Origin of the sequence: Methylobacterium sp. NMS14P (genome assembly GCF_028583545.1) — a bacterium.
GTDB lineage: Bacteria > Pseudomonadota > Alphaproteobacteria > Rhizobiales > Beijerinckiaceae > Methylobacterium.
This window is the reverse complement of sequence record NZ_CP087106.1, coordinates 2,732,242-2,754,622: the sequence shown is the minus strand read 5'-3', so window position 1 is coordinate 2,754,622 and position 22,381 is coordinate 2,732,242. Positions and strand designations below refer to the sequence as shown.

At 72.7% G+C, this 22,381-nt stretch carries 17 protein-coding genes; 12 read left to right on the top strand and 5 right to left on the bottom strand.

The genetic code is table 11. From position 1 onward, the window contains the following. The first annotated feature begins 275 nt into the window (after positions 1-275). The 4 genes from rpoN to LOK46_RS13020 all read left to right on the top strand — a co-directional run bounded on the left by rpoN (position 276) and on the right by LOK46_RS13020 (position 6,596). Positions 276-1,850, top strand: coding sequence for an RNA polymerase factor sigma-54 (gene rpoN / locus LOK46_RS13035; protein WP_273564140.1), 1,575 nt, complete (start codon positions 276-278; stop codon positions 1,848-1,850). Between the two features lie 75 nt (positions 1,851-1,925). Beyond that, positions 1,926-3,302, top strand: coding sequence for a bifunctional UDP-N-acetylglucosamine diphosphorylase/glucosamine-1-phosphate N-acetyltransferase GlmU (gene glmU / locus LOK46_RS13030; protein ID WP_273564139.1), 1,377 nt, complete (start codon positions 1,926-1,928; stop codon positions 3,300-3,302). Positions 3,303-3,448: 146 nt separating this feature from the next. After that, positions 3,449-5,275 carry a glutamine--fructose-6-phosphate transaminase (isomerizing) gene (gene glmS, locus LOK46_RS13025; protein WP_273564138.1) on the top strand — a complete coding sequence of 609 codons (1,827 nt, stop codon included), beginning with the start codon at positions 3,449-3,451 and terminating at the stop codon, positions 5,273-5,275. 169 nt (positions 5,276-5,444) lie between these two features. Then, the gene (locus tag LOK46_RS13020; RefSeq protein ID WP_273564137.1) at positions 5,445-6,596 is read left to right on the top strand and encodes a M20 family metallopeptidase; all 1,152 of its coding nucleotides are present in this window, start codon (positions 5,445-5,447) and stop codon (positions 6,594-6,596) included. 39 nt (positions 6,597-6,635) lie between these two features. On the opposite strand, the gene LOK46_RS13015 is transcribed toward LOK46_RS13020, so the two are convergent. The 5 genes from LOK46_RS13015 to LOK46_RS12995 all read right to left on the bottom strand — a co-directional run bounded on the left by LOK46_RS13015 (position 6,636) and on the right by LOK46_RS12995 (position 13,624). Further along, positions 6,636-7,766, bottom strand: coding sequence for a serine hydrolase domain-containing protein (locus LOK46_RS13015; protein ID WP_273564136.1), 1,131 nt, complete (start codon positions 7,764-7,766; stop codon positions 6,636-6,638). A gap of 143 nt (positions 7,767-7,909) precedes the next feature. Further along, the gene (locus LOK46_RS13010) at positions 7,910-8,887 is read right to left on the bottom strand and encodes an FAD:protein FMN transferase (protein ID WP_273564135.1); all 978 of its coding nucleotides are present in this window, start codon (positions 8,885-8,887) and stop codon (positions 7,910-7,912) included. After that, positions 8,884-11,058 carry a 4Fe-4S binding protein gene (locus LOK46_RS13005; RefSeq protein ID WP_273564134.1) on the bottom strand — a complete coding sequence of 725 codons (2,175 nt, stop codon included), beginning with the start codon at positions 11,056-11,058 and terminating at the stop codon, positions 8,884-8,886. Before LOK46_RS13005 ends, LOK46_RS13010 begins: the two co-directional genes overlap by 4 nt. Positions 11,059-11,375: 317 nt before the next feature. Continuing rightward, positions 11,376-12,383 carry a PQQ-dependent catabolism-associated beta-propeller protein gene (locus LOK46_RS13000; RefSeq protein ID WP_273564133.1) on the bottom strand — a complete coding sequence of 336 codons (1,008 nt, stop codon included), beginning with the start codon at positions 12,381-12,383 and terminating at the stop codon, positions 11,376-11,378. Then, the gene (locus tag LOK46_RS12995) at positions 12,380-13,624 is read right to left on the bottom strand and encodes an ABC transporter substrate-binding protein (protein WP_273564132.1); all 1,245 of its coding nucleotides are present in this window, start codon (positions 13,622-13,624) and stop codon (positions 12,380-12,382) included. The genes LOK46_RS13000 and LOK46_RS12995 overlap by 4 nt, the downstream gene beginning before the upstream one ends. Before the next feature lie 217 nt (positions 13,625-13,841). Between LOK46_RS12995 and pedF the strand changes: the two genes are divergently transcribed. The 8 genes from pedF (at position 13,842) to LOK46_RS12955 (ending at position 22,303) form a co-directional block, all read left to right on the top strand. Then, positions 13,842-14,282: a cytochrome c-550 PedF gene (pedF, locus tag LOK46_RS12990; RefSeq protein ID WP_273564131.1), complete on the top strand. Its 441-nt coding sequence runs from the start codon at positions 13,842-13,844 to the stop codon at positions 14,280-14,282. Then, positions 14,272-15,153 carry a substrate-binding periplasmic protein gene (locus LOK46_RS12985; RefSeq protein WP_273564130.1) on the top strand — a complete coding sequence of 294 codons (882 nt, stop codon included), beginning with the start codon at positions 14,272-14,274 and terminating at the stop codon, positions 15,151-15,153. Before pedF ends, LOK46_RS12985 begins: the two co-directional genes overlap by 11 nt. 403 nt (positions 15,154-15,556) lie before the next feature. Continuing rightward, positions 15,557-17,326: a PQQ-dependent methanol/ethanol family dehydrogenase gene (locus tag LOK46_RS12980; RefSeq protein WP_273564129.1), complete on the top strand. Its 1,770-nt coding sequence runs from the start codon at positions 15,557-15,559 to the stop codon at positions 17,324-17,326. A 175-nt stretch (positions 17,327-17,501) separates the two neighbouring features. After that, positions 17,502-18,161: a response regulator gene (locus tag LOK46_RS12975; RefSeq protein ID WP_273564128.1), complete on the top strand. Its 660-nt coding sequence runs from the start codon at positions 17,502-17,504 to the stop codon at positions 18,159-18,161. A gap of 464 nt (positions 18,162-18,625) precedes the next feature. Continuing rightward, entirely contained in the window at positions 18,626-19,117 is a 492-nt protein-coding gene (locus LOK46_RS12970; RefSeq protein ID WP_273564127.1) for a MarR family winged helix-turn-helix transcriptional regulator, read from the top strand. Then, on the top strand, positions 19,114-21,174 hold the full coding sequence (locus tag LOK46_RS12965; RefSeq protein WP_273564126.1) for an FUSC family protein: 2,061 nt from the start codon (positions 19,114-19,116) through the stop codon (positions 21,172-21,174). Before LOK46_RS12970 ends, LOK46_RS12965 begins: the two co-directional genes overlap by 4 nt. Then, a complete protein-coding gene (locus tag LOK46_RS12960) occupies positions 21,171-21,380 on the top strand; it encodes a DUF1656 domain-containing protein (RefSeq protein ID WP_210033710.1) in 210 nt (69 codons plus the stop codon). Before LOK46_RS12965 ends, LOK46_RS12960 begins: the two co-directional genes overlap by 4 nt. After that, a complete protein-coding gene (locus LOK46_RS12955; RefSeq protein WP_273564125.1) occupies positions 21,377-22,303 on the top strand; it encodes an efflux RND transporter periplasmic adaptor subunit in 927 nt (308 codons plus the stop codon). Before LOK46_RS12960 ends, LOK46_RS12955 begins: the two co-directional genes overlap by 4 nt. The last annotated feature ends 78 nt before the right edge of the window (positions 22,304-22,381 follow it).

The window sequence follows — 22,381 nt, the reverse complement described above, 5'->3', positions numbered from 1 at the left end:
CGGCGATTTTCGGATGTCCTGGCAAACGCGCGCGGACGAATGCGCAAACCTTCCTTTAAGATCTGCCTTCAGACTGCCGGGCGGCGGATCGGGTTGTGGCCGGTGCGCCACGGACGCGGCAGCTCCGTGCACTTGCCAACATCCGCGTGCGCGGTCGCGCTTTGACGCGCGGGACGGATCGGGCTAGAGAAAGCACGACGGAGCAAGCAAGAACCATGCCGTGAGCAGCGTGGCTCCGGCTGGCGAACCGCGCCGGAAGGGCATCGGGGCCTCGCATGAGTTTGGTGCAACGGCTGGAAGTGCGTCAGGGCCAGGCCCTGGTGATGACGCCGCAGCTCCTCCAGGCGATCAAGCTTCTCCAACTCTCGCACCTCGATCTCTCGGCCTACGTCGAGGCCGAGCTGGAGCGCAACCCGCTGCTCGAGCGCGCCGAGCCGGAGCTGCCGGGCCCGGGCGAGGTCGCCGAAGCGGGCCATCACGCCGACGAGGCCGGGGCGGACGGCTTCGAGGCACCGGAGCCCGAATCGTGGCTCTCGGCCGATCTCAATCCGAGCCGCGGCGAGATCGAGAGCGACTTCGACACGCGCCTCGACAACGTCTTCCCCGACGAGATCCCCGTCCAGGCGCGCGAGGCGGGCGGCGGCGACATGCTCTCGCTGACGCCGCCGCCCTACGGCAGCACCGGCGGCAGCTTCGATGCCGAGGCGCCCGATTTCGAGGCGACCCTCACGGCCGAGACCTCGCTGCGCGAGCACCTCGCGGGCCAGCTCGATCTCGCGACCCGGGATCCGGCCGAGCGGTTGATCGGCGGCTTCCTGATCGACGCCGTCGACGAGGCCGGCTACCTGCGCGAGTCGGTTGAGGGCGTGGCCGAGCGTCTCGGCGCCGACCCGGCCCTCGTCGGCCGGATGCTGGCGCTGGTCCAGACCTTCGACCCGCCCGGGATCGCAGCCCGCGACCTCGCCGAGTGCCTCGCGATCCAGCTGCGCGAGCGCGACCGGTTCGACCCGGCGATGCAGGCGCTGGTCTCGCGGCTGGACCTCGTGGCCAAGCGCGATTTCGCCGCCCTGCGCCGGCTCTGCGGCGTCGACGACGAGGACCTCGTCGACATGCTGGGCGAGATCCGCCGCCTGGATCCGAAGCCCGGCCGGGCCTTCGGGTCGAGCGCCGTCGAGGTCCTGGTCCCGGACGTGTTCGTGCGCGCCGCGCCGGACGGCTCCTGGCTGGTCGAGCTGAACAGCGAGGCGCTGCCCCGGGTCCTGGTGAACCAGAGCTACTACGCCCGCGTCTCGCGCAACGCCGCCGCGGAGGGCGACAAGGCCTTCCTGTCGGAGGCGCTGCAGAACGCCAACTGGCTGACCCGCTCGCTGGAGCAGCGCGCCCGCACCATCCTGAAGGTCGCCACCGAGATCGTCCGCCAGCAGGACGGGTTCTTCGTCCACGGCGTCACCCACCTGCGGCCGCTGAACCTCAAGACCGTGGCCGAGGCGATCGGCATGCACGAATCGACCGTCTCGCGGGTCACCTCCAACAAGGCCATCGGCACGAGCCGCGGGACCCTGGAGATGAAGTACTTCTTCACCGCGGCGATCCCAGGGGCGGCCGGCGCCGCCGCACACTCCTCCGAGGCGGTGCGCCACCGCATCAAGCAGCTCGTCGACGGCGAGACGCCGGACGACGTGCTGTCCGACGACGCGCTGGTGCAGAAGCTGCGCGGGGAGGGCGTCGACATCGCCCGGCGCACGGTGGCGAAGTACCGGGAGTCCCTGCGGATCCCGAGCTCGATCGAGCGCCGCCGGGAGCGCTTCGCCCACGGCTCCAGCCAGCACGTCGCCCTCGCGCTGCGCTGATCGGCCCGGACGGGGTTGCGCCGGGCGCCCGTCCGGCCCATCCGTCGTGGCCCTCGATCGACGCCTGGACCTGCGATGACCCCGACCGGAACGCCTTCGCGCAGCCTCACCGCCATCGTGCTCGCGGCCGGGAAGGGCACGCGGATGCGCTCGGACCTGCCGAAGGTGCTGCACCGGATCGCCGGCCGCAGCATGCTCGGCCACGTCCTGGCCGCCGTGCAGGCGGCGGGCGCGGGCCGGATCGCCGTGGTGGCCGAGCCCGGCCGCGACGACGTCGCCGCCGAGATCGCGCGCGCGGCCCCCGGCGCCCGAGTCTTCCCGCAGGCCGAGCGCCTCGGCACCGCCCACGCGGTGCTGGCCGCCCGGGAGATCCTGGCCGACCCCGACGACGACGTGGTGATCGCCTTCGGCGACACGCCTCTCGTCTCGGCCGACACCTTCCTGCGCCTCCGCGCGCCGCTGGCCGACGGCGCCGCGGTGGCCGTGCTGGCCTTCGAGACGGCGACGCCCTCCGGCTACGGACGGGTGCTGACCGAGGGCGAACGCGTCCTCGCGATCCGCGAGGAGAAGGACGCCAGCGCGGCCGAGCGGGCCGTGACCCTGTGCAATGCCGGGCTGATGGCGCTGTCCGGACGGCACGCCCTGGCGCTGCTCGCCCGCATCGGCAACGACAACGCCGCCGGCGAGTACTACCTGCCCGACGCGGTGGCGCTGGCGGTCGCGGACGGCCTGCCGGTCACGGTCGTGCCGGTGGACGAGGCCGAGGCGCAGGGCGTCAACGACCGGGTGCAGCTCAGCGTGGCGGAGGCCGCGATCCAGGCGCAGCTGCGCCGCAGCGCCATGCTGGGCGGCGCCACGCTGATCGCCCCCGAGACGGTGTTCCTCAGCCACGACACGGTGCTGGGACGCGACGTGATCGTGGAACCCAACGTGGTGTTCGGCCCCGGCGTGCGGGTCGCGGAGGGCTGCACCGTGCGGGCCTTCGCGCATCTCACCGAGACCAGCCTGGAGCCGGGCGTGAAGATCGGCCCGTTCGTGCGGCTGCGCGGCCACGCCGTGCTGGAGGCCGGCGCGGAACTCGGCAATTTCGTCGAGCTGAAGAACGCGCGGATGGGCGCGGGCGCCAAGGCCGCGCACCTCACCTATCTCGGCGACGCGGAGGTCGGCGCCAAGGCCAATATCGGCGCCGGCACGATCACCTGCAATTACGACGGCGTGCTGAAGCACCGGACCTCGATCGGCGCGGGCGCGTTCATCGGCTCGAACTCGGCCCTGGTCGCCCCCGTCTCGGTGGGGGAGGGCGCCTACGTCGCCTCGGGCTCGGTGATCACCGACGACGTGCCGGCGGACGCCATGGCGGTGGCCCGGGGCCGGCAGGCGGTGAAGCCGGGCTGGGCCAGGGAGAAGCGCGCGGCGCTGCAGGCCGAGAAGGCGCGGCGCGGGAAGGCGTGAGGCCGGACACGCCGCGCGGGCGGGGCTGGCCCTGCGCCGTCCCGATCCGGTAGAAGTCGCGCTCGGCCCCGCACGGCGCGGGGCGGCCCGGACCTTGCGCAACGCCTGCGCGCGGCCATCCGGGCGCGACAGCGAGAGACACTCCCATGTGCGGCATCGTCGGCATCGTCGGGCGCGACGCGGTGGCGGGGCAGGTGATCGAGGCCCTGCGGCGGCTCGAGTACCGCGGCTACGATTCCGCCGGCATCGCCACCCTGGAGCACGGCCGGCTGGCGCGGCGCCGGGCCTCGGGCAAGCTGGTCAACCTGGAGGCCAGGCTCGCCCAGGAGCCGCTCACCGGCACGATCGGCATCGGCCACACCCGTTGGGCGACCCACGGGCGGCCGAACGAGACCAACGCCCACCCGCACGCCACCGCGCGTCTGGCGGTCGTGCACAACGGCATCATCGAGAATTTCCGCGAGCTCAAGCAGGAGCTGGAGGCCGACGGCGTCGTCTTCGAGACGGAGACCGACACCGAGGTCGTCGCCCAGCTCGTCAGCCGCAACATGGACCGGCAGATGGGGCCGGTGGAGGCCGTGGCCGCCGCCCTGCCGCGGCTGCGCGGCGCCTTCGCGCTGGGCTTCCTGTTCTCCGGCGAGGAGAACCTGCTGATCGGGGCCCGCCACGGCGCGCCGCTGGCGATCGGCTTCGGCGAGGGCGAGACCTACCTGGGCTCCGACGCCCTGGCGCTCGCGCCGTTCACCGACGCCATCACGTATCTCGACGAGGGCGACTGGGCGATCCTGTCGCGGAGCGGCGCCGAGATCCGCGACGCGTCGGGGGCCACGGTCGAGCGCGCCCGGCAGAAGATCGCCACGCAGGCCTACCGGATCGACAAGGGCGAGTACCGCCACTTCATGGCCAAGGAGATCCACGAGCAGCCCGAGGTGGTGGGCCGCACGCTCGCCCACTACGTCGACATGGCGCAGGGGCGGGTCGCGCTGCCCGAGGCGCTGCCGTTCGACTTCGCCAAGCTCAGCCGCGTCTACATCACCGCCTGCGGCACGGCCTACTACGCGGGCCTCGTCGCCCGGTACTGGTTCGAGCAGGTGGCGCGCCTGCCGGTGGAGATCGACGTCGCCTCCGAGGCCCGCTACCGCGAGGCGCCGCTGGAGAAGGACGGGCTGACGCTGGTGATCTCGCAGTCGGGCGAGACCGCCGACACGCTGGCCTCCCTGCGCTACGCGAAGTCGAAGGGCCAGCACACGCTGAGCGTCGTCAACGTGCCGACCTCGACGATCGCGCGGGAATCCTCCGTGGTGATGCCGACGCTGGCCGGGCCGGAGATCGGCGTCGCCTCCACCAAGGCGTTCTCGTGCCAGCTCACCGTGCTGCTCTGCCTCGCCATCGCGGCGGGCCGGGCCCGCGGCACGCTCGACGCGGCGGGCGAGCGGCGGCTGATCGACGGCCTGATCAAGGCGCCGGGCCTGATGGCCGAGGCGCTCACCCACGAGGGCGCGATCGAGGGCCTGGCCCGGGAGGTCGCGAAGGCGCGTGACGTGCTCTATCTCGGCCGCGGCACCAGCTACCCGATGGCCCTGGAGGGCGCGCTGAAGCTGAAGGAGATCAGCTACATCCACGCCGAGGGCTACGCGGCGGGCGAGCTGAAGCACGGCCCGATCGCGCTGATCGACGAGAGCGTGCCGGTGATCGTGATCGCGCCGCACGACGCGGTGTTCGAGAAGACGGTCTCGAACATGCAGGAGGTGGCCGCCCGCGGCGGCCGCATCGTGCTGATCGGCGACGCCAAGGGCGCGGCCGAGCACGGGCTCGACACGCTCGCGACCTTCACCATGCCGGCGCTCGACCCGACGGTGGCACCGATCGTGTACGCGGTGCCGATCCAGCTGCTCGCCTACCACACGGCGGTGTTCATGGGGAAAGACGTCGACCAGCCGCGGAATCTGGCGAAGTCGGTGACGGTGGAGTAGGCGCCGCCGACCACATCGGCGGTCGATTCGGACGCTGCGCCGTCTTTGCGAGCGCAGCGAAGCGATCCAGTCTGCGCTACGCTGCCAGAGGTTGCGCGACCCTGGGTTGCTTCGCTCCGCTCGCAAAGACGGCCTGCGCAATCCTGCTGCCCCCGATACGAGGCCCTGCATGACCGCCCGTGACACCGACGCCCTCGGCTGGCTCGACGCACAGGAGGGCGCCATGCTGGCCCTCCTCGAAGAGCTGGTGAACATCGACTCCGGCTCCTACGACAAGCCGGGCGTCGACGCGGTCGGCGCGCGCATCGCGGCGTTCCTGACCGGGCACGGCATCCCGGTCGCGACGATCCCGGTCGAGGGATACGGCGACGCGCTGAAGGCCGAGGTCGCGGGCTCCGGCGGCGGCAACCGGCCGGTCGTGCTCATGGGCCACCGCGACACCGTCTTCCCGAAGGGGGAGCCGACGCGGCGGCCGTTCCGCGTCGCCGACGGCCGCGCCTACGGGCCCGGCGTCGCCGACATGAAGGCGGGCCTCGTGATGAACGCCTTCGTGCTGGCCGCCTACCACCGGGCCGGCGGCGCGCCGGTGCCCCTCGTCGGCCTGTTCACCAGCGACGAGGAGATCGGCTCGCCGGCCTGCCGCCCGATCATCGAGGAGACCGCCCGGGGCGCCCGCGCGGTGCTGAACTCCGAGCCGGGGCGGCCGACCGGCAACGTCGTCACCGGCCGCAAGGGCGGGGTGTTCATGCACCTCGAGGTGCTCGGCCGGGCGGCCCATTCCGGCGGCAACTACGCCGACGGGCGCAGCGCCATCCTGGAACTCGCCCACAAGACCGTCGCGCTCCACGCGCTCACCGACCTCGACCGCGGCACCACGGTGAATGTCGGCCTGATCTCCGGCGGCCAGTCGGTGAACACCGTGGCGCCCCGGGTGACCTGCGAGATCGACCTGCGCTACGTGACCCCGCCCGACCGCGAGGCCGCCATGGAGCGGATCGCCGCGATCGTGGCGGGATCGACGGTGCCCGACACCACCGCGCATCTCACCATCAAGGGCGAGTTCCTGCCGCTCGTGCAGGACGAGGCCTCGCGGGCGCTGTTCGAGACCTACGCCCGGGTGAGCGCGGAGGGCGGCAATCCCGTGACCGGCGAGTTCGCCGGCGGCTGCGCCGATTCGGGCTTCACCGCCAGCGTCGGCTGCCCCACGCTCTGCGCCGTGGGCCCGGTGGGCGGCAAGGCCCACTCGCCCGAGGAGTACCTCGAGGTGGGAAGCCTCGTGCCGCGGGCGCGCGCGATGGCCGAGACCATCGCGGCGCTCTGACGGCCTAGAGACCGACCGTTGCTGGCGCCGCCGGCCCGCCTACGGGCGCAGGGCCGCCACGAGGCGCAGCAGGAAGCCGTCGAGGGCCGCCTTGTCGATCCAGCGCAGGACCGCGACGAGGTCGTGCTCGGGATCGCACCAGATCACGTTGTTGCCCGCCCCGAGGGCGCTGAAGGCCGAGGCCGGCAGCTGCGGCTTGGCGGCCGCGCCGCGGTTCAGCCACCAGAGGTAGCCGTAGCTGTCCAGCGTCGGGGACGGTGTCAGCATGGCGCGGATCCAGCGCTCCGAGAGGAGCTGCCGCCCGTTCCAGGCGCCGCCGCGGGCGACGAGGAGACCGAAGCGGGCGTGGTCGTCGGCCCCGATGAACAGGCCGCCGCCCCAGTGGCCGCCGCCGGGGACCGACTGGACCCGCGCACCGGCGACCTCGACCCAGGCCGTGTCGTAGCCGTGCCACGCCCAGTCGCGGGAGGCGCCGATCGGATCCATGATCCGCTCGCGGAGCACCTCCGGGAGAGCCCGGCCGAACCGGCGCATCAGGCAGTACGACAGCAGGTTCACCCGGACGTCGTTGTACTCGTAGTAGGTGCCGGGGCTCCGGGGCGCCCGCGCCTCCCCCTTGCGGCTGTTGTCGGCACCCGGGCCGATCTGCCGGAAATGGTCGACCTGATCGGACTTCCCGAACAGCGTGCCCCGCCACTCGCTCGACTGCTGCAGGAGATGGCGCCACGTGATCGCGCCGTTGTGCGGGCCGTCGAGGAGCGGGTCGGCGACGCTGTCCCGCACCGGCGCGTCGACGTCGGGGATCAGACCGTCGTCGTGGGCGAGGCCGGCGAGCACCGCGAGGTAGCTCTTGGCGATCGAGAAGGTCATGTCCGGGCGGGCCGCGTCGCCCCAGGCGGCGACGCGCCGGCCGCCCTTCAGGATCACGCCCGCCGGGCCGCCCCGCGGACGCACCGGCCCGTCGATGGCGCTCCAGGGCCCCGTCTCGTTCCACTCGACGATCCCGACGTAGCGCCCGTCGGGATAGTACAGGCTGCGCGGCCACGCGCTCTCGTGGGCCTCCGCGAAGGCGACGGCGTCCGCGAGCCGCCCGGCATCGAGCCCCGCCGCTCCCGGGTCCTGCTCCGCCCAGACCTCCGTCGGCCAGTACGGCCCGGCTGCTTCAGTCACGCGCGTTCTCCTGACGGTCCTGTCGGGTCCGGACGCATGCAGGGCCTGCGCCGCGGATCGAACCTCCGTAGAACTATCGCTCCCGCACGGGCAGAGCGCGCGGCGCGGTTCGGGCCTCGCCCCGCGCACCGGAGCGGGATGTGTCAGCCCTTCGCGGTGAAGCGCACGGTGCAGCCCGGACGGGCCACGACAAGGTCCGCGCCGCGCGCGCGGCCGAGGACCATGCAGGCGGTCGACAGCCCGTCGGCGACGAGCCCCGTCGGCGCGGTGACCGTGACGGACGACAGGGCGCGCGGCGACCGGCCGGTGGCCGGATCGAAGATGTGGTGGTCGGCGCGGTCGTCCGAGAAGCTCATGTTGTAGTCGCCCGAGGTCGCGGCGAAGCCCGAGAACGGGGCGATGACGGCGGCGACCTCGCCGGGATGGCGGGGATCGGCCAGCCCGAGGCGCCAGGGCGTGCCGTCGGGATGCGCGCCGGCGGCGCCGAACTCGCCGGTATCCACGAAGGCGTCGTCGATCCCGCGCGCCCGCAGCGCCGCCATGACCTGGTCGGCCGCGTAGCCCTGGATCAGGGCGTTCAGCGTCAGGGCCGTCCCGGGCTCCAGGACGACGCGGTCCGTCCCGACCCGCACCCGCCGCCAGCCGACCCGCGCCAGGGCCGCGCGCAGCGCGTCCGCCCCGGGGCGCTCGCCGCGGGCGGCGGCCTGGGCCCAGACCGGCCAGAGCGGCTGGACGGTCGGGTCGAAGGCGCCGCCGGTCTCGGCCGCGAGGGCGAGCGCGAAGCGCAGCAGTGCGAGGAGATGCGGGTCGGGCGCCTCGAGGGATCCGTCCCGGTTGAGCCGCGCCAGGGCACTGTCGGCCCGGAACAGGCTGGCGGCCGCCTCCACGGCGCGCATCGCCGCGAACCCGTCGCCGAGGGCGGCCTCGGTCGCCGACGGGTCGGGTCCCGCGGCGGTCAGCGCCACGGTGGTGCCGAAGGCGAGGCCGGCGCGGGTGCGCAGCGCCAGCCCCCGCGACGCCGCGGCGGCGCGGAACGCCGCGATGCCGCCGAGCCCGGCGAGGCCCGCGGCACCGACGAGGAGCCGGCGCCGGGCCGGCGCGAAGCGGACCGGGGCACTCAACCGACGGTCACCGGCCGGGGCGCGGCGCGGCGGCTCCGCTTGCCTGCCACCACCTGCGGCACGCACTGCCCGGGATCGTGGATGATCGTCACGCACTCCATGCACTGAAAGCACTCGGCGTAGTCGACCCGACCCGAGGGCGCGATGGCCCCGTAGCGGCAGCGGACCTTGCAGAGCTGGCAGGGCGAGCCGCACTCCGCCCGGCGCGGGATCCAGTCGAGGACCCGGACCCGCCCGAGGAGGGCGAGGGCGGCGCCGAGCGGGCACAGGTAGCGGCAGAAGCCCTTGTAGACGAGCAGGTTGAGCACCAGCAGCCCGGCCGCGTAGGCGACGAACGGCCACGCCCGGACGAAGTACAGCGTGATGGCGGTCTTGAACGGCTCGACCTCCGAGAAGGTGTCGGCAAGGGGCGACCCCGCCGCGGCCGCGCCGAGGATGCCGGCCAGCACGACGTATTTCAGCGACCGCAGCGTCCGGTCGAGGCCGGGCGGCACCGCGACCGGGCGGACGCGCAGCGGCCGGGCGAGCAGCGCGACGAGTTCCTGCAGCGCGCCGAAGGGGCAGAGCCAGCCGCAGAACGTGCCGCGTCCCCAGGCGACCAGGGCGGCCAGCGCGAAGGCCCAGAGCACCAGCGAGGGCGGGTCGTAGAGCAGGAAGGCGAGGTCGTGGGTCACGGTGGCGGCCCGCACGAGGCCGACGAGGGTCACGATCGAGAGCTGCGCCTGCGCGTACCAGCCGACGAAGCCGAGGGTCAGCGCCAGGAAGCCGAGGCGGAAGAGGGTGAAGCGGCGCTGATCTGCCACCAGCCCGCGCTGGAGGCTCAGGACCGGCACCAGCACCGCGAGCATCAGCCCGATCAGCGCGAGTTCGGGCGCGCGCGCCCGCCAGGGGTCGGTCCAGCTCGGCCCGTCATCCGACCGGACCCGCGTGAACAGGCCGGCGGGCAGGGCGGTCTCGACCGTGAAGGTCCGGGCGATCTTCTCGGACAGGATCTGGCCGCGCTCGCGGACGATCGTCTCGGTCAGCACCCAGGGCGCGGACGGGTCGAAGCCGGCGGCCTGGTCGATCCGCAGGACCGTCCAGGGGCCGGGCGGCAGCCCCTCGGCGAGGCCGGCCTCGCGGCGCTCCACCGCCATGTCGCGGGCGTTCACGATCAGGCCGCCCTGGCCGATCGCCAGCCGGTCGGGGACGGCGCCCAGCACGAACCGGTCGCCGACCGGGTTCTCGGGCGCGTCCTCCGGCCCGGCGCTGATCACCATCACGGCGTGGTTGCCGGGGCCGAGCTCGCGCATCAGCGCGTCGTAGCGCGACGGACCCAGCAGGTTGCGGCCGATGGAGGGCGGGTCCAGCGCGGCGACGTACAGGTCGGTCAGGGCGGCGTCGGGTGGCCCCTCGGACGGGTCCGTCACGCCGGTGCCCCGAAAGGCCGCGGCGGCGTCCGCGTTCGTCACCGTCAGCCGCCGGACCCAGCCCCGGGCGAGAAGCTCGGCCAGGGTGAGCGGCTCGTAGAGGTCCGGCTTCGCCTCAACCTTCAGGCCGACATTGGCCGCCCCGAAGCCAAGTTTCGCGCGGGCGACCGCCAGCGCCGAGGCCAGGATCGACTGGTTGATCACCCGCGTCGAGGCGGTGGCCATGGAGATGCCGTCGACGGTGGTCTGGGGCGCGGCGCCGGCGGCCCGCGCGTTCGGCCGCCCGACCCGGATCGCCTGCCGGGCCGAGAGGCCGGCATACTGCTCGACGAAGGCGAAGAGCGGCTCCGGGCCGAGGCCCTCGAGGAAGACCGGCTCGTGGTGCGAGAGCACCGTCACGTCCCGGAAGGTGCCGTCGGGGGCGAGCGCGATCAGCAGGTCGGGGGGCGTGCCCCCGAAGCCCGGGATCGGCGCGAGGTCGACGGATTCGAACGCGTAGGCGAAGACCTCGTAGGACCCGGCCTGCTGCTTCAGGATCGGCCAGACCGGAAGCCTGTCGTCCTTCTCGCCGACCACCAGCGGGGGCGGGAAATGGCGCTCGAGGCCGGCGCGATCGAGCTGGCCTGCATGGACCGAGAGGGTCGGCAGGAGCAGGGCGAGAAGGAGCAGCGCGGCTCGAAGGAGCAGGCCCGCGCCCAGGCCTACCGCGGTTCGGAGCGCGGATGGGCTGGGAGACGCTGCGCTCCGCAGCGGCCGAGTCATCTGGCTGCCTCCGCCCCAGGCCGCGTCGGTCACAGGCCCGGGTCGCGCACCGACGCCGGCGGCAATGCGCGACGGGCCCCCTCTCCCGACCGGGAGAGGGTCGGGGTGAGGGACGATGAGTTTCAGGATGGAGCACGGTCTCGACCCGCGGTCGCCTCGCGCCTCGTCCCGACGGCCCTGATCCCTCACCCTGTCCCTCTCCCGCACGGGAGAGGGGACCCGAGTGTCCTTCGGCGCCGCTGTGGCCCAGCCCCCAGTGTGGATCCGGAAGCCTCCAACGAGGGAGGCGGATGCCTGGGTCCGCGTCAGCCAGACTGTCACGGCACCGCACCGGCGGCGCGCCCGTCCGGCGCCTGCGCCGGGCTCATCGGCCGCGCCGCCGCGCCCCAGGGGAAGCGGCCGACCTTCACGGTCCTGATCGGCCGGAACGTCGCGGCGTCGATCACCGTCACGTCGCCGGAGACGCCGTTGGTGGTGAAGAGCCGCGTGCCCGCCCCGTTGAGCGCGAGCTGCCAGACCCGGCGGCCGACCAAGATGTAGCTCTCGACCCGGTAGGTGGCGGTATTTACCACCGCGACCCGGTCCGACGGTCCCAGCGCCACGAAGGCGTGGCGCCCGTCCTTCGACATCTGGATGCCCACCGGCTGGATCCGGTCGGCCGCGATCCCCTTCACGGCGAACTCGACCGTCTCGACCACCTTGCGGGTGGCGACGTCGATCACCGACACGGTGCCGCCGATCTCCGAGGACGCCCACAGCCGGGACCCGTCCGCCGTGAAGGCGGCGAAGCGCGGCCGCTGCCCGACCGGCGTTGCGTCCACGGCCGCGAGCGCCCGCGTGTCGATCCAGTGGACCATGTTGGTGGTCTCGGAGGTCGTGACGGCCGTGCGCCCGTCCGGGCTGACCGCCACGCCCTCCGGCTCGATGCCGACGTCGATCTGCGCCAGCACCTTGCGGGTCTGCGCGTCGACCACCGTGGTGGTGGCGTTCTCCTCGTTGGCGATGAACAGGGTGCGCCCGTCGGGCGCCAGGGCGAACTGCTCCGGGTCCTCGCCCGAGGGCAGGTTGTGCCGGACCTGACCGGTCTCCGGGTCGATCACCTGCACGGCGTCGGAATCGCTGGCGCAGACGTAGAGCGACCGCCCGTCCTGCGAGAAGGTCAGCCCGCGGGGCCGACGGCCGACCGGGAAGGTGCGCAGCACCTCCAGGCTGTCGCCGTCGATCACCGAGACGGTGTTGTCGCGCTCGTTCGAGACGAAGATCTCCTCGGCCCGCGCGGGGCCCGCGAGGCAGAGGAGCAGCGCGAGGGGGGCGAGCCGACTCATCCGGATGTCCCTGAGAAGGCGCGGCAGGCACTCTCGGGCTCGTCGAGGCCGAGCGTGTCGAGTTCCGTGCGGTGGTGGAGGTAGCCCTCGATCGGCGCCGTCGCGGTGACGGCCCCGGGCCAGAGCAGGAAGACCGGCTGGCGCAGCTGCCCGTCCCAGGCGCGGAAGCTCAGGGGGCGCCCCTTGAAGCCGCCGATCTCGAAGCCGGGCGCCGTGAGGGCGGCCCGGACCGTCGCGGGGTCGGTGCTGCGCGCCTTCACGGCCGCCTCGCCGACGGCGTGCACCGCCATCCAGCCGGCCCAGTCGACGGGCCGCATGGCGCGGCCGGCGAGCTTCCGGAACCGCCCCTGGAGCTGGACGGCGGCCCAGGCCTCGACGGGCCGGCCCCAGGCGGCCGGCGCGAGGCCCTGCGTGCCGACGAGGGGCCGGGGCGAGGCGGTGTTGTAGTTGAGGCTGGCGCCGAACGCGCCGGCCTCGTCGGCCACCGCGACCACGTCGTGCTCGGGCCCGCGGGTCGGCAGGGCGAACTCGCGCAGAGCCGTGTCGCGGACGTCGCCGCCCTGCGGGTCGTAGCGCGACTCGGCGACGATCCGCGCGCCGAACTTCCTGACGCTACGCCGCAGCGCCTCGGCGAAGAGCGCGTCGCCCGGCGCCGGCCCGGTGACCAGCAGGATCCGGGACCAGCGCTTGAACGCCAGGAACTGCACCAGCGCGTCCGCCAGCATGGCCCGGGACGGCAGGACGTGGAGCAGGTTCCGCCGGCAATCGGCGTCGCGCAGGCGCGTGTCCGGGGCGCCGACGTTGAGGAGCACGCTGCCCTTCGCCTCCGGCAGGTCGGCGAGGGCGAGGACGTCGGCGGCCGGGACGTTGAGCACCACGAAGCGGCGGTCGGCGAGGTCCCGGAAGGCCTGGCGGATGTCGTCGCCCGGCTCGACGACCGTGGCGCCGAGCTCGAAGCCGAGGCCGAGGAAGCGGCCGGTGGCGTTGGAATCTTTCAGGCCGAGTTCCGCGCCCTTCGCGCCCTCGTCGTCGGGGACCGGGTCCTCGTTGTTCAGCGGCACCGGCCGCTCGACCCGCCGCTCCAGGTAGCGGATCGTCAGGGGCGGGCCCGCCGGCGCGGGCGCGGCCCGCCCCTGCGCGACCGGCGCCAGGGCCGCCATGGCTGCCAGCACGACGGCGCGCCGCAGGCCGGCCCATGGCCCGCCGCGCATCCCGGGCCGCCGCGCACCGGAGGACACCATCCCCGCCCGTCTCCTCCAGCCCCGCGGCTCTCGTCTTTGGCGGGGAGTCTAGGAGCGGAGTTGTGCCCTCCGATATTGGACCAAGGTGCACACACCGCTTTTGATGCAGTGCAACACAAGTCGTGGATGGCGTTATTCCGGCTGATCCGTACCAAAGCATAATGGGTCCGCCGCCCGGTACTTGCTAACCGTCGTGCAACGACGACGGGAGGGGCGGATGCGCACGATGAAGACGGCGGCGGGCAGCGTGCCCGCGGCGCTGGGACTGGCGCTAGGACTCGCGTTGACCGCCGGCAGCGCCCTCGGGCACGGCGACGTCCAGCCCCAGCCGGTCAACACCGACGGCCTGAAGCCGCTGGGCGCCGAGTGGGTCGCCGAGAACCCCTACAAGGGCGACAAGCACGCCGTCGCGATCGGCGCCTCGGGCTTCAACCAGAACTGCGCCCGCTGCCACGGCCTGGAGATGATCTCCGGCGGCCTCGCCCCGGACCTGCGCTACCTGCCGCAGGGCAAGGAGGGCGACGAGTACTTCGTCGAGCGCATGAAGCACGGCGCCGTCATCAACGGCGTGACCAAGATGCCGGCCTTCGAGGGTGTGATCTCGCAGGAGGGCCTGTGGGCGATCCGGAGCTACATCGAGTCGAAGCATGAGGAGTAGGCCCCCCGCGGTGCGCCGGCGCCCCCTCCTGCTCGGATTCTGCGGCCTGCTCCTGGCGGCGCCGTTCCCATCGGCAGCCGCGGCGCGCCCGCTCGACCAGGTCACCGCCGACGGGACGCTGCGGGTGGCGGTCTACGGGGACAACGCGCCGTTCTCCGAGGAGACGGCCGGCAAGCCCCGCGGGATCGACGTCGATCTCGCCCGCGCGATCGCCGACACGCTCAAGGTGAAGCTCGACCTGCGCGTGGTCGATGCCGGCGAGAACGTCGACGGCGACCTACGCCTGAACCTGTGGCGCGGCGACCTCGCCGGCACGCCGCTCGCCGACCTGATGCTGCACGTGCCCACCGACCGGCAGCTCGCCCTGCGCAACGAGCAGGTGTTCTTCACGGCGCCGTACTTCGAGCAGGAGATCGCCTTCGCGTACCGGAAGGGCGCGCTCGAGGGCTTCGACAGCCTCGACGATATCGGCGACCGGAGCGTCGCGCTGGAGGGCACGGGCGCCGCCGACCTGATGCTGCTGACCGCCCAGGGCGGCCGGTTCCGCCCGAACCTGAAGCACTACAAGAGCTTCGAGGAGGCCGCGAAGGCCTACCTCGCCGGCGAGGCGCCGATCCTGGCCGGAACCCGCGCGGCGATCGAGGCGGCCCTGTCCGCCGCGAAGGCCCCGAAGTCCGATAACCCGATCGCCACGGTCCCCTCGACGGGGCTGGTGAAGACCCGCTGGGAGATCGGCGGCGCGGTGAGGACCGATTCCCGCGACCTCGCCTACGCGGTCGGGGACGCGATCACGGCGCTCAACGCGGACGGTCGCCTCAGGGCGATCTGCGAGACTTACGGCGTCACCTATGCGCCGCCGAAGGGGTATTGAGGAACGCCTGGTCACCAGTCATCGCAATTCTGGCTTATCTGTAGCCTGATCTGCTTAAGAACGCGTCTTTGCGAACGCAGCGAAGCAATCCAGGCGGCGCCACGTCTTGCGATGTCGCGCTACCCTGGGTCGCTTCGCTGCGCTCGCGATGACGGCAATTTCGATTATTTAACTTATCAGGTCGGCTATCTCTCACAGCCTCGCTGACGTTTGGCTTTGATCCGAAAAACACACCGGTTTCGCCAGCATTCAGTGTCGGCTCATTGGACCAATGGCCAATAAGACTTTCCTGAGAAGCCCGATAGCTTCGTCCTCCAAGGGGGCGCCCCGCGACTCGTGCGGCCCGCGTCGAAACCCGGATGCCCCGGCCACACGGACCGGGGCCGACCACGGAGGACACGTCATGAGAATGCGGACCCGGTTCCTCGCCGCGACGGGCGTCGCCGCCCTCGTGGCGGGCGGCGCCCTGCCGGCCATGGCCCAGGGGGTCACCGAGCAGGACATCATCAACGACGCCAAGACGCCCGGCGACGTCGTCACCTACGGTCTCGGCCCGCAGGCCCAGCGCTTCAGCCCGCTGAAGACCCTCAACCGCGACAACATCAAGGGTCTCGTCCCGGCGTGGTCGTTCTCGTTCGGCGGCGAGAAGCAGCGCGGCCAGGAGAGCCAGGCGCTGGTCAAGGACGGCATCATCTACGTGACGGGCTCGTACTCGCGCATGTACGCGATCGACTCCCGCAGCGGCGAGAAGAAGTGGGAGTACGACGCCCGCCTGCCGGAGGGGATCCTGCCCTGCTGCGACGTGGTGAACCGCGGCGCCGCGCTCTACAAGGACAACGTCTACTTCGGCACACTCGACGCCAAGCTCGTCGCGCTGAACACCAAGACCGGCAAGGTGGTCTGGCGGAAGGAGATCGACGACTTCAAGGCCGGCTACAGCTACACGGCCGCCCCGATCATCGTGAAGGGCAAGATCATCACCGGCGTGTCGGGCGGCGAGTTCGGCGTCATCGGGCGCATCGAGGCCCGCGACGCCGAGACCGGCGAGGTCGTGTGGAAGCGGCCCGTGATCGAGGGCCACATGGGCGAGCTCAACGGCAAGCCCTCGACCATGACCGGGAAGACCAACGAGTCCTGGCCGGGCGACATGTGGAAGTTCGGCGGCGGCGCCACGTGGCTCGGCGGCACCTACGATCCCGAGACCAACCTGATCTACTTCGGCACCGGCAACCCCGGCCCGTGGAACTCCTGGCTGCGGCCGGGCGACAACAAGTGGACCTCCTCGCGGCTCGCCCTCAACCCCGACAACGGCGAGATCGTCTGGGGCTTCCAGACCACCCCGCACGACGGCTGGGACTTCGACGGCGTCAACGAGTTCGTGCCGTTCGACCTGAACAAGGGCGGCAAGACCATCAAGGCCGGCGCGACCGCCGACCGCAACGGCTTCTTCTACGTGCTCGACCGAACCAATGGGAAGTTCATCTCGGCGACGCCGTTCGTCGAGAAGATCAACTGGGCCAAGGGCATCGATGAGAACGGCCGCCCGATCTACAACGAGGAGAACCGGCCCGGCGACCCGAGCAAGGCGACCGGCGACGACAAGAAGGGCAAGTCGGTCTTCGCGGTTCCGAGCTTCCTCGGCGGCAAGAACTGGATGCCGATCGGCTACAGCCCCGACACCAAGCTGTTCTACGTGCCCTCCAACGAGTGGGGCATGGATATCTGGAACGAGCCGGTGAACTACAAGAAGGGCGCGGCCTATCTCGGCGCCGGCTTCACCATCAAGCCGGTGTTCGACGACCATATCGGCTCGCTCAAGGCGATCGACCCGGCCTCCGGCAAGGTCGTGTGGGAGTACAAGAACAAGGCCCCGCTCTGGGCCGGCGTGCTCACCACAGCGGGCAACCTCGTCTTCACCGGCACGCCGGAGGGCTTCCTGAAGGCCTTCGACGCCAAGACCGGCGAGGAGGTCTGGAAGTTCCAGGTCGGCACCGGCGTGGTCTCGTCGCCGATCACCTGGGAGCAGGACGGCGAGCAGTGGGTCGGCGTCGCGGCCGGCTGGGGCGGCGCGGTGCCGCTCTGGGGCGGCGAGGTCGCCAAGTCCACCGCCGGCATCAACCAGGGCGGCAGCTTCTGGGCGTTCAAGCTGCCGAAGACGGTGGCGTCGCGCTGAAGGCGCTCAACCGACAGCGTGCCGGCCCTCCGCGGGCCGGCACGCTCAGGCTCCGGGGCAGGGCGGTCGTCTCAACACCCGCTTGCGCCCCGGGGCCGCATCGATCACCTTCGGACCTCCCGCCCGCGTATTCGGCGGATCCTGTGAGGATCTCGAGCGAAGGACCGAGGTCTCCGTGCATCTCCTGATCGTCGACGACCACCCGCTGTTCCGCGACGCCCTGGCGGCCACGATCCGCCTCGCGCATCCCGACGCGGTCCTGCACGAGGCCGACGGGATCGAGGCGGCCTGCGCGGTGCTGGCGGCCAATCGCAGCATCGACCTGACGCTCCTCGACCTGTCGATGCGGGGCGTCACCGGCTTCGACGGGCTGATCACGATCCGGGCGAGCTTCCCGCGGATCCCGATCCTGATCGTCTCCGGCCACGAGGATCCGCGCATCGTCCGCGAGGCCCTGCAGCACGGCGCGGCCGGCTTCGTGCCGAAGGCCATGGACAAGGCGACGCTCACCCGGGCGATCACCGAGGTGATGAGCGGGGCGCTGTTCCTGCCGCCGGGGCTGGCCGAGGCGAGCGCGCCCGCGCCGCGGAGCAAGAAGGCACCGCTGCCGGAGCGCCTCGCCCGGCTGACGCCGCAGCAGCTGCGGGTGCTGATGATGATCCGCCAGGGCAAGCTCAACAAGCAGATCGCCCACGAGCTCCAGGTCGGCGACTCGACCGTGAAGGCCCACGTCTCCGAGATCCTGCGCAAGCTCGAGGTCATCAGCCGGACGCAGATCGTGATCGACACCGCGTCCCTCGATTTCGACCAGATCCACAACACGCATCCGGCGTGACGCCGCGGCGGACGCGCGGACCCGGTGCGGATACGGCGTCCGCTGTGCCGGAGCGAGCCGAGGCGAACGAGAACGGATCGGCGGCTTCGGGATAAGCCATCCCTGCCGTTCGCGGCGGTGCGCGGCACCCACCCCGTCATTCCGGGGCGCCGCGGGCGAGCCCGAACCCGAAAGGGCACGCCGGAGGCTGGCAATCCAGAACCGCAGTTTCCATTGAGGCTGGGCGCGTCCGCGGCCCCGGGTTCCGGACTCCGCGGCGCTGACCAGAAATGGCGGAGCGAAGTTGGACGCCTTAGCATTCCGGTGACGCTTGCGATTCGTGAGAATGGGGCGAACCCATTCCTCTCCTGCAACCCTGACGCCACAAGTTATCTCTCCGTCCAAATTGATATGACGCTATCTATCAGCACGCGAGCCAATGGATCCTGCCTCTCGCCGGATCCTCGCGGCGATGGATTTGGCCAATGCCCAGCATCGACGATCCGAAGACGCGCGAGCAGCTGCAGCAGGCCTGTACCCACGCCCTCCTGACGACCGGACGCCACTGGCGCCGCGCGGCCAACACCGTCGCGGAGGCCCACGGCCTGTCCGATGCGAGCGCGCATCCCCTGATCATCATCGGCCGGATGGACGAGGCGCCGCGCCAGAACGTCCTGGCGGAAGCCGTCGGCATCGAGGGCCCCTCCCTCGTCCGCCTCATCGACCAGCTCGCCGCCGCCGGACTGGTGGTGCGCCGCGAGGACCCGTCGGACCGGCGCGCCAAGGTGCTGGGCCTGACCCCGCGCGGCCGTCAGGTCTTCGAGCGGATCGAGGCCGAGCTCTCGACCCTGCGCGCGCGTGTCTTCGCCGAGGTCGACGGTGCCGATCTCGAAGCGAGTCTCCGGGTGTTCGCGGCGCTCCAGCGCCACGGGCGCGAGGCGGCCGCGGCCGCGCGCGAACCGGAGCCGGTACCGTGACCCTTCCCGGATGGCGCGACTGGGCCTTCGCGCTGAAGACCTACGCGGCGGCGATGCTCGCCCTGTACCTCGCGCTCTGGATCGACCTGCCGCGGCCGTACTGGGCGCTCGGCACCGTCTACATCACCAGCCAGGTCCTCTCCGGCGCGACCCGCTCGAAGGCGGTCTACCGCCTCTGCGGCACCGGGCTCGGCGCGGCGATGAGCGTCGTGCTGGTCCCGAACCTCGTCAACGCGCCGATCCTGCTGAGCCTCGCGGTGGCGCTCTGGGTGGCCCTGTGCCTCTACGTCTCGCTGCTCGACCGCACGCCCGCGAGTTACCTGCCGATGCTCGCCGGCTACACGGCCGCGCTGATCGGCTTCCCGGCGGTGGATGATCCCGGCGCGATCTTCGACACCGCGGTGGCGCGCGCCGAGGAGATCTCGCTGGGGATCCTGTGCGCCAGCCTCGTCGCCACGCTGGTGCTGCCGCAATCGGCGGCGCCGGTGATCGTCGAGCGGCTGAACCTGTGGCTCGCCGAGGCCCGGACCTGGACGCAGGGCGCCCTCGCGGCGGCCCGCGCGCCGGAGGCCGCCGGGCCGAGCCAGGGCCGGCGCCTGCGCCTCGCCTCGGACGCGATCGGCCTCGACGCCCTCGGCCTCGCCCTGCGCAACGAGGCGACGGGCGCGGAGCGCGCCGCGGAGGCCTTCGCGCCGCTCCGCCAGCACATGCTGATGGTCCTCCCGATCGTGGCGGCCGTGGCGGACCGCGTGGCCGCCCTCGAGCAGGCGGGCGCGCTGCCGGCGCGGGTCCGGGCCTTCCTGTCGGACCTCGCCGCCTGGCTCGCCGACGGGGCCGAGGACGAGGACGCGGCGGAGGATACGGACCGCGCCGCGCGGCTGCGCGACCGGATCGACGGGTTCGAGCCGGCCCTCGGCCGGGCTCCGGACTGGAACACGCTCCTGCTCGCGAGTCTCGCGGCGCGCCTGCGCGACGTCATCGACCTGCGCCAGGACCTGCGGGTGCTCCGCGGCCATCTCGCCGCCGGCACCGCGCCCCGGGCGCCGCTCGCCTTCGCCTACACGGCCCGCGTCCGGTCCGTCCGGCACCGGGACCACGGGCTGGCGGCGTTCTCGGCCTTCGGGGTGTTCGTGGGCCTGCTGGTCTGCTGCGCGATCTGGATCGGCACCGGCTGGCCGGACGGCTCCGCGGCGCCGATGATGGGCGCGGTCGCCTGCTGCCTGTTCGCCGCGCAGGACGATCCCGCGCCGCAGATCCTGAGCTTCACCAACTCGGCGATCGTCGGCGCCCTCGGCGCGGGCCTCTACCTGTTCGCCGTGCTGCCGCTCGCCACCTCCTTCGAGATGCTCGCCCTGGCGCTGGCGCCCGCCCTGATCCTGTGCGGCCTGATGATGACGCAGCCGCGCACCGCCCCGATGGGCATGGGCGCGGCGCTGAACGGCGCCACGCTGCTGGCGCTCCAGAACGGCTACAGCGGCGACTTCGCGCCCTTCGCCAACGGGGTGATCGCGTCGGTGGTGGGCATGTGGGTCGGCGCGGTGGTCACCCGGCTGATCCGCTCGGTCGGCGCTGGGTGGAGCGCGCGGCGGCTCGTGCGGATCAACCGGCGGAGCCTCGCGGCCGCCGCGGCCGGGCGCGGCGCCGGCCACGGGCTCGAGCTCGCGGCCCTGATGCTCGACCGCGTCGGCCTGATCGCGCCGCGGCTGGCGAGCCTGCCCGCCGCCACGTCCGCCCCCGTGGGCGACCTGCTGGCCGATGTCCGGGTCGGCATCAACCTCGTGGAGGTCCGCCGGGTGCGTCGGCGGCTGGCGGGGCCGCCCCGACAGGCCGTCGACCGGGTCCTCGCGCTGGCGGCGCGCCGGCTGCGCGGCCGGACCGGGCAGCCGGATTCTGCGCTCCTGGCGGCCCTGGACGACGGCCTCGACGCCGTCGCGGGCGCGGCCGCGTCGCCGGAGCGGCGCGCCGCCCTGATCGGGCTGACCGGCCTGCGCCGCGGGCTCTTCCCCGACGCGCCGGGCTACCGGGCGGCGCCGGACGAGCGGGAGATGGCGGCATGATGGGCGAGATCGACCTCTACGGCGTGTTCGTGCCGGGCCTCGCGCTCTGGATGGCCGCCGCCTTCGCGCTCAGCCTGCCGCTGCGCCGCCTCCTCGCGGCGACCGGCTTCTACCGCCTCGTCTGGCACCGGCCGCTCTTCGACCTCGCCCTCTACGTCGTCCTGCTCGGCGGCGTCGTGACCCTCGCCCATCGGACCCTGCAATGACCGCCCTGTTCTCCGCCCTCGGCCGTCTCCTGGTCACGCTCGGCATGGTCGCCGCGGCGCTGATCGTCGGCCTCGGCCTGTGGGACTACTACATGGACGCGCCCTGGACCCGCGACGGGCGCGTGCGCGCCGACGTGGTGGCGGTCGCGCCCGACGTCTCCGGCCTCGTCACCGAGGTGCTGGTGGAGGACAACCAGGTCGTGCGGAAGGGCGACGTGCTGTTCCGGATCGATCCGGACCGGTTCCGCCTCGGGCTGCGGCAGGCGGAGGCGATGGTGCAGGGCCGGAAGGCCACCGCCGAGCAGAATGCGGCCGACTACGCCCGCTACAGCAAGCTCTCCGACGCGGCGGTGTCGCAGCAGAAGGTCGAGGCCGCCAGGGCCGCCGACCTGTCCGCGGAGGCCGCCTACGAGCAGGCCCTGGCGGACCGCGACCTCGCCAAGCTCAACCTGGAGCGCTCGGCGGTCCGGGCCTCGGTCAACGGCCGGATCACCAACATGGAGCTGCGCCCGGGCGCCTACGTCACCACCGGCCGCGGCGTCATGGCGCTGATCGACCGCGACACCGTACGGATCGAGGGCTACTTCGAGGAGACCAAGCTGCCGCGCATCCGCGTCGGCGCGCCCGTGACCGTCGAGATCATGGGCGAGGACGGCGCACTCCGCGGCCACGTCGCCAGCATCGCCGGCGGCATCGGCGAGACCGGCCGCAGCGACGCGACCAACCTTCTGGCCAACGTCAACCCGACCTTCTCGTGGGTGCGCCTCGCCCAGCGCATCCCGGTTCGGATCACCCTCGACGGCGGCACCGCGGATCCGCGGCTGGTGAGCGGCCGGACCGCGACGGTCTCGATCGCCCCGGCGGCGGGCGGGGAGCCCCTGCGCTGGCCCTGGACGGCGTGGCGCGAGGCGCTCGCCCGCTGAGGGCGGCCGAACCATCCCGGCGCCCCCGGGTTGGCTTGACACCACAGCGCGACGTCAACAGCTCACCGTCATGTCAGG

What these genes read in the sequence shown, in the direction of transcription:
- rpoN (WP_273564140.1), top strand. Translation starts at nt 276, where the DNA reads ATGAGTTTGGTGCAACGGCTGGAAGTGCGTCAGGGCCAGGCCCTGGTG.
- glmU (WP_273564139.1), top strand. Translation starts at nt 1,926, where the DNA reads ATGACCCCGACCGGAACGCCTTCGCGCAGCCTCACCGCCATCGTGCTC.
- glmS (WP_273564138.1), top strand. Translation starts at nt 3,449, where the DNA reads ATGTGCGGCATCGTCGGCATCGTCGGGCGCGACGCGGTGGCGGGGCAG.
- LOK46_RS13020 (WP_273564137.1), top strand. Translation starts at nt 5,445, where the DNA reads ATGACCGCCCGTGACACCGACGCCCTCGGCTGGCTCGACGCACAGGAG.
- LOK46_RS13005 (WP_273564134.1), bottom strand. Translation starts at nt 11,058, where the DNA reads ATGACTCGGCCGCTGCGGAGCGCAGCGTCTCCCAGCCCATCCGCGCTC.
- LOK46_RS13000 (WP_273564133.1), bottom strand. Translation starts at nt 12,383, where the DNA reads ATGAGTCGGCTCGCCCCCCTCGCGCTGCTCCTCTGCCTCGCGGGCCCC.
- LOK46_RS12995 (WP_273564132.1), bottom strand. Translation starts at nt 13,624, where the DNA reads ATGGTGTCCTCCGGTGCGCGGCGGCCCGGGATGCGCGGCGGGCCATGG.
- pedF (WP_273564131.1), top strand. Translation starts at nt 13,842, where the DNA reads ATGCGCACGATGAAGACGGCGGCGGGCAGCGTGCCCGCGGCGCTGGGA.
- LOK46_RS12985 (WP_273564130.1), top strand. Translation starts at nt 14,272, where the DNA reads ATGAGGAGTAGGCCCCCCGCGGTGCGCCGGCGCCCCCTCCTGCTCGGA.
- LOK46_RS12980 (WP_273564129.1), top strand. Translation starts at nt 15,557, where the DNA reads ATGAGAATGCGGACCCGGTTCCTCGCCGCGACGGGCGTCGCCGCCCTC.
- LOK46_RS12970 (WP_273564127.1), top strand. Translation starts at nt 18,626, where the DNA reads ATGCCCAGCATCGACGATCCGAAGACGCGCGAGCAGCTGCAGCAGGCC.
- LOK46_RS12960 (WP_210033710.1), top strand. Translation starts at nt 21,171, where the DNA reads ATGATGGGCGAGATCGACCTCTACGGCGTGTTCGTGCCGGGCCTCGCG.
- LOK46_RS12955 (WP_273564125.1), top strand. Translation starts at nt 21,377, where the DNA reads ATGACCGCCCTGTTCTCCGCCCTCGGCCGTCTCCTGGTCACGCTCGGC.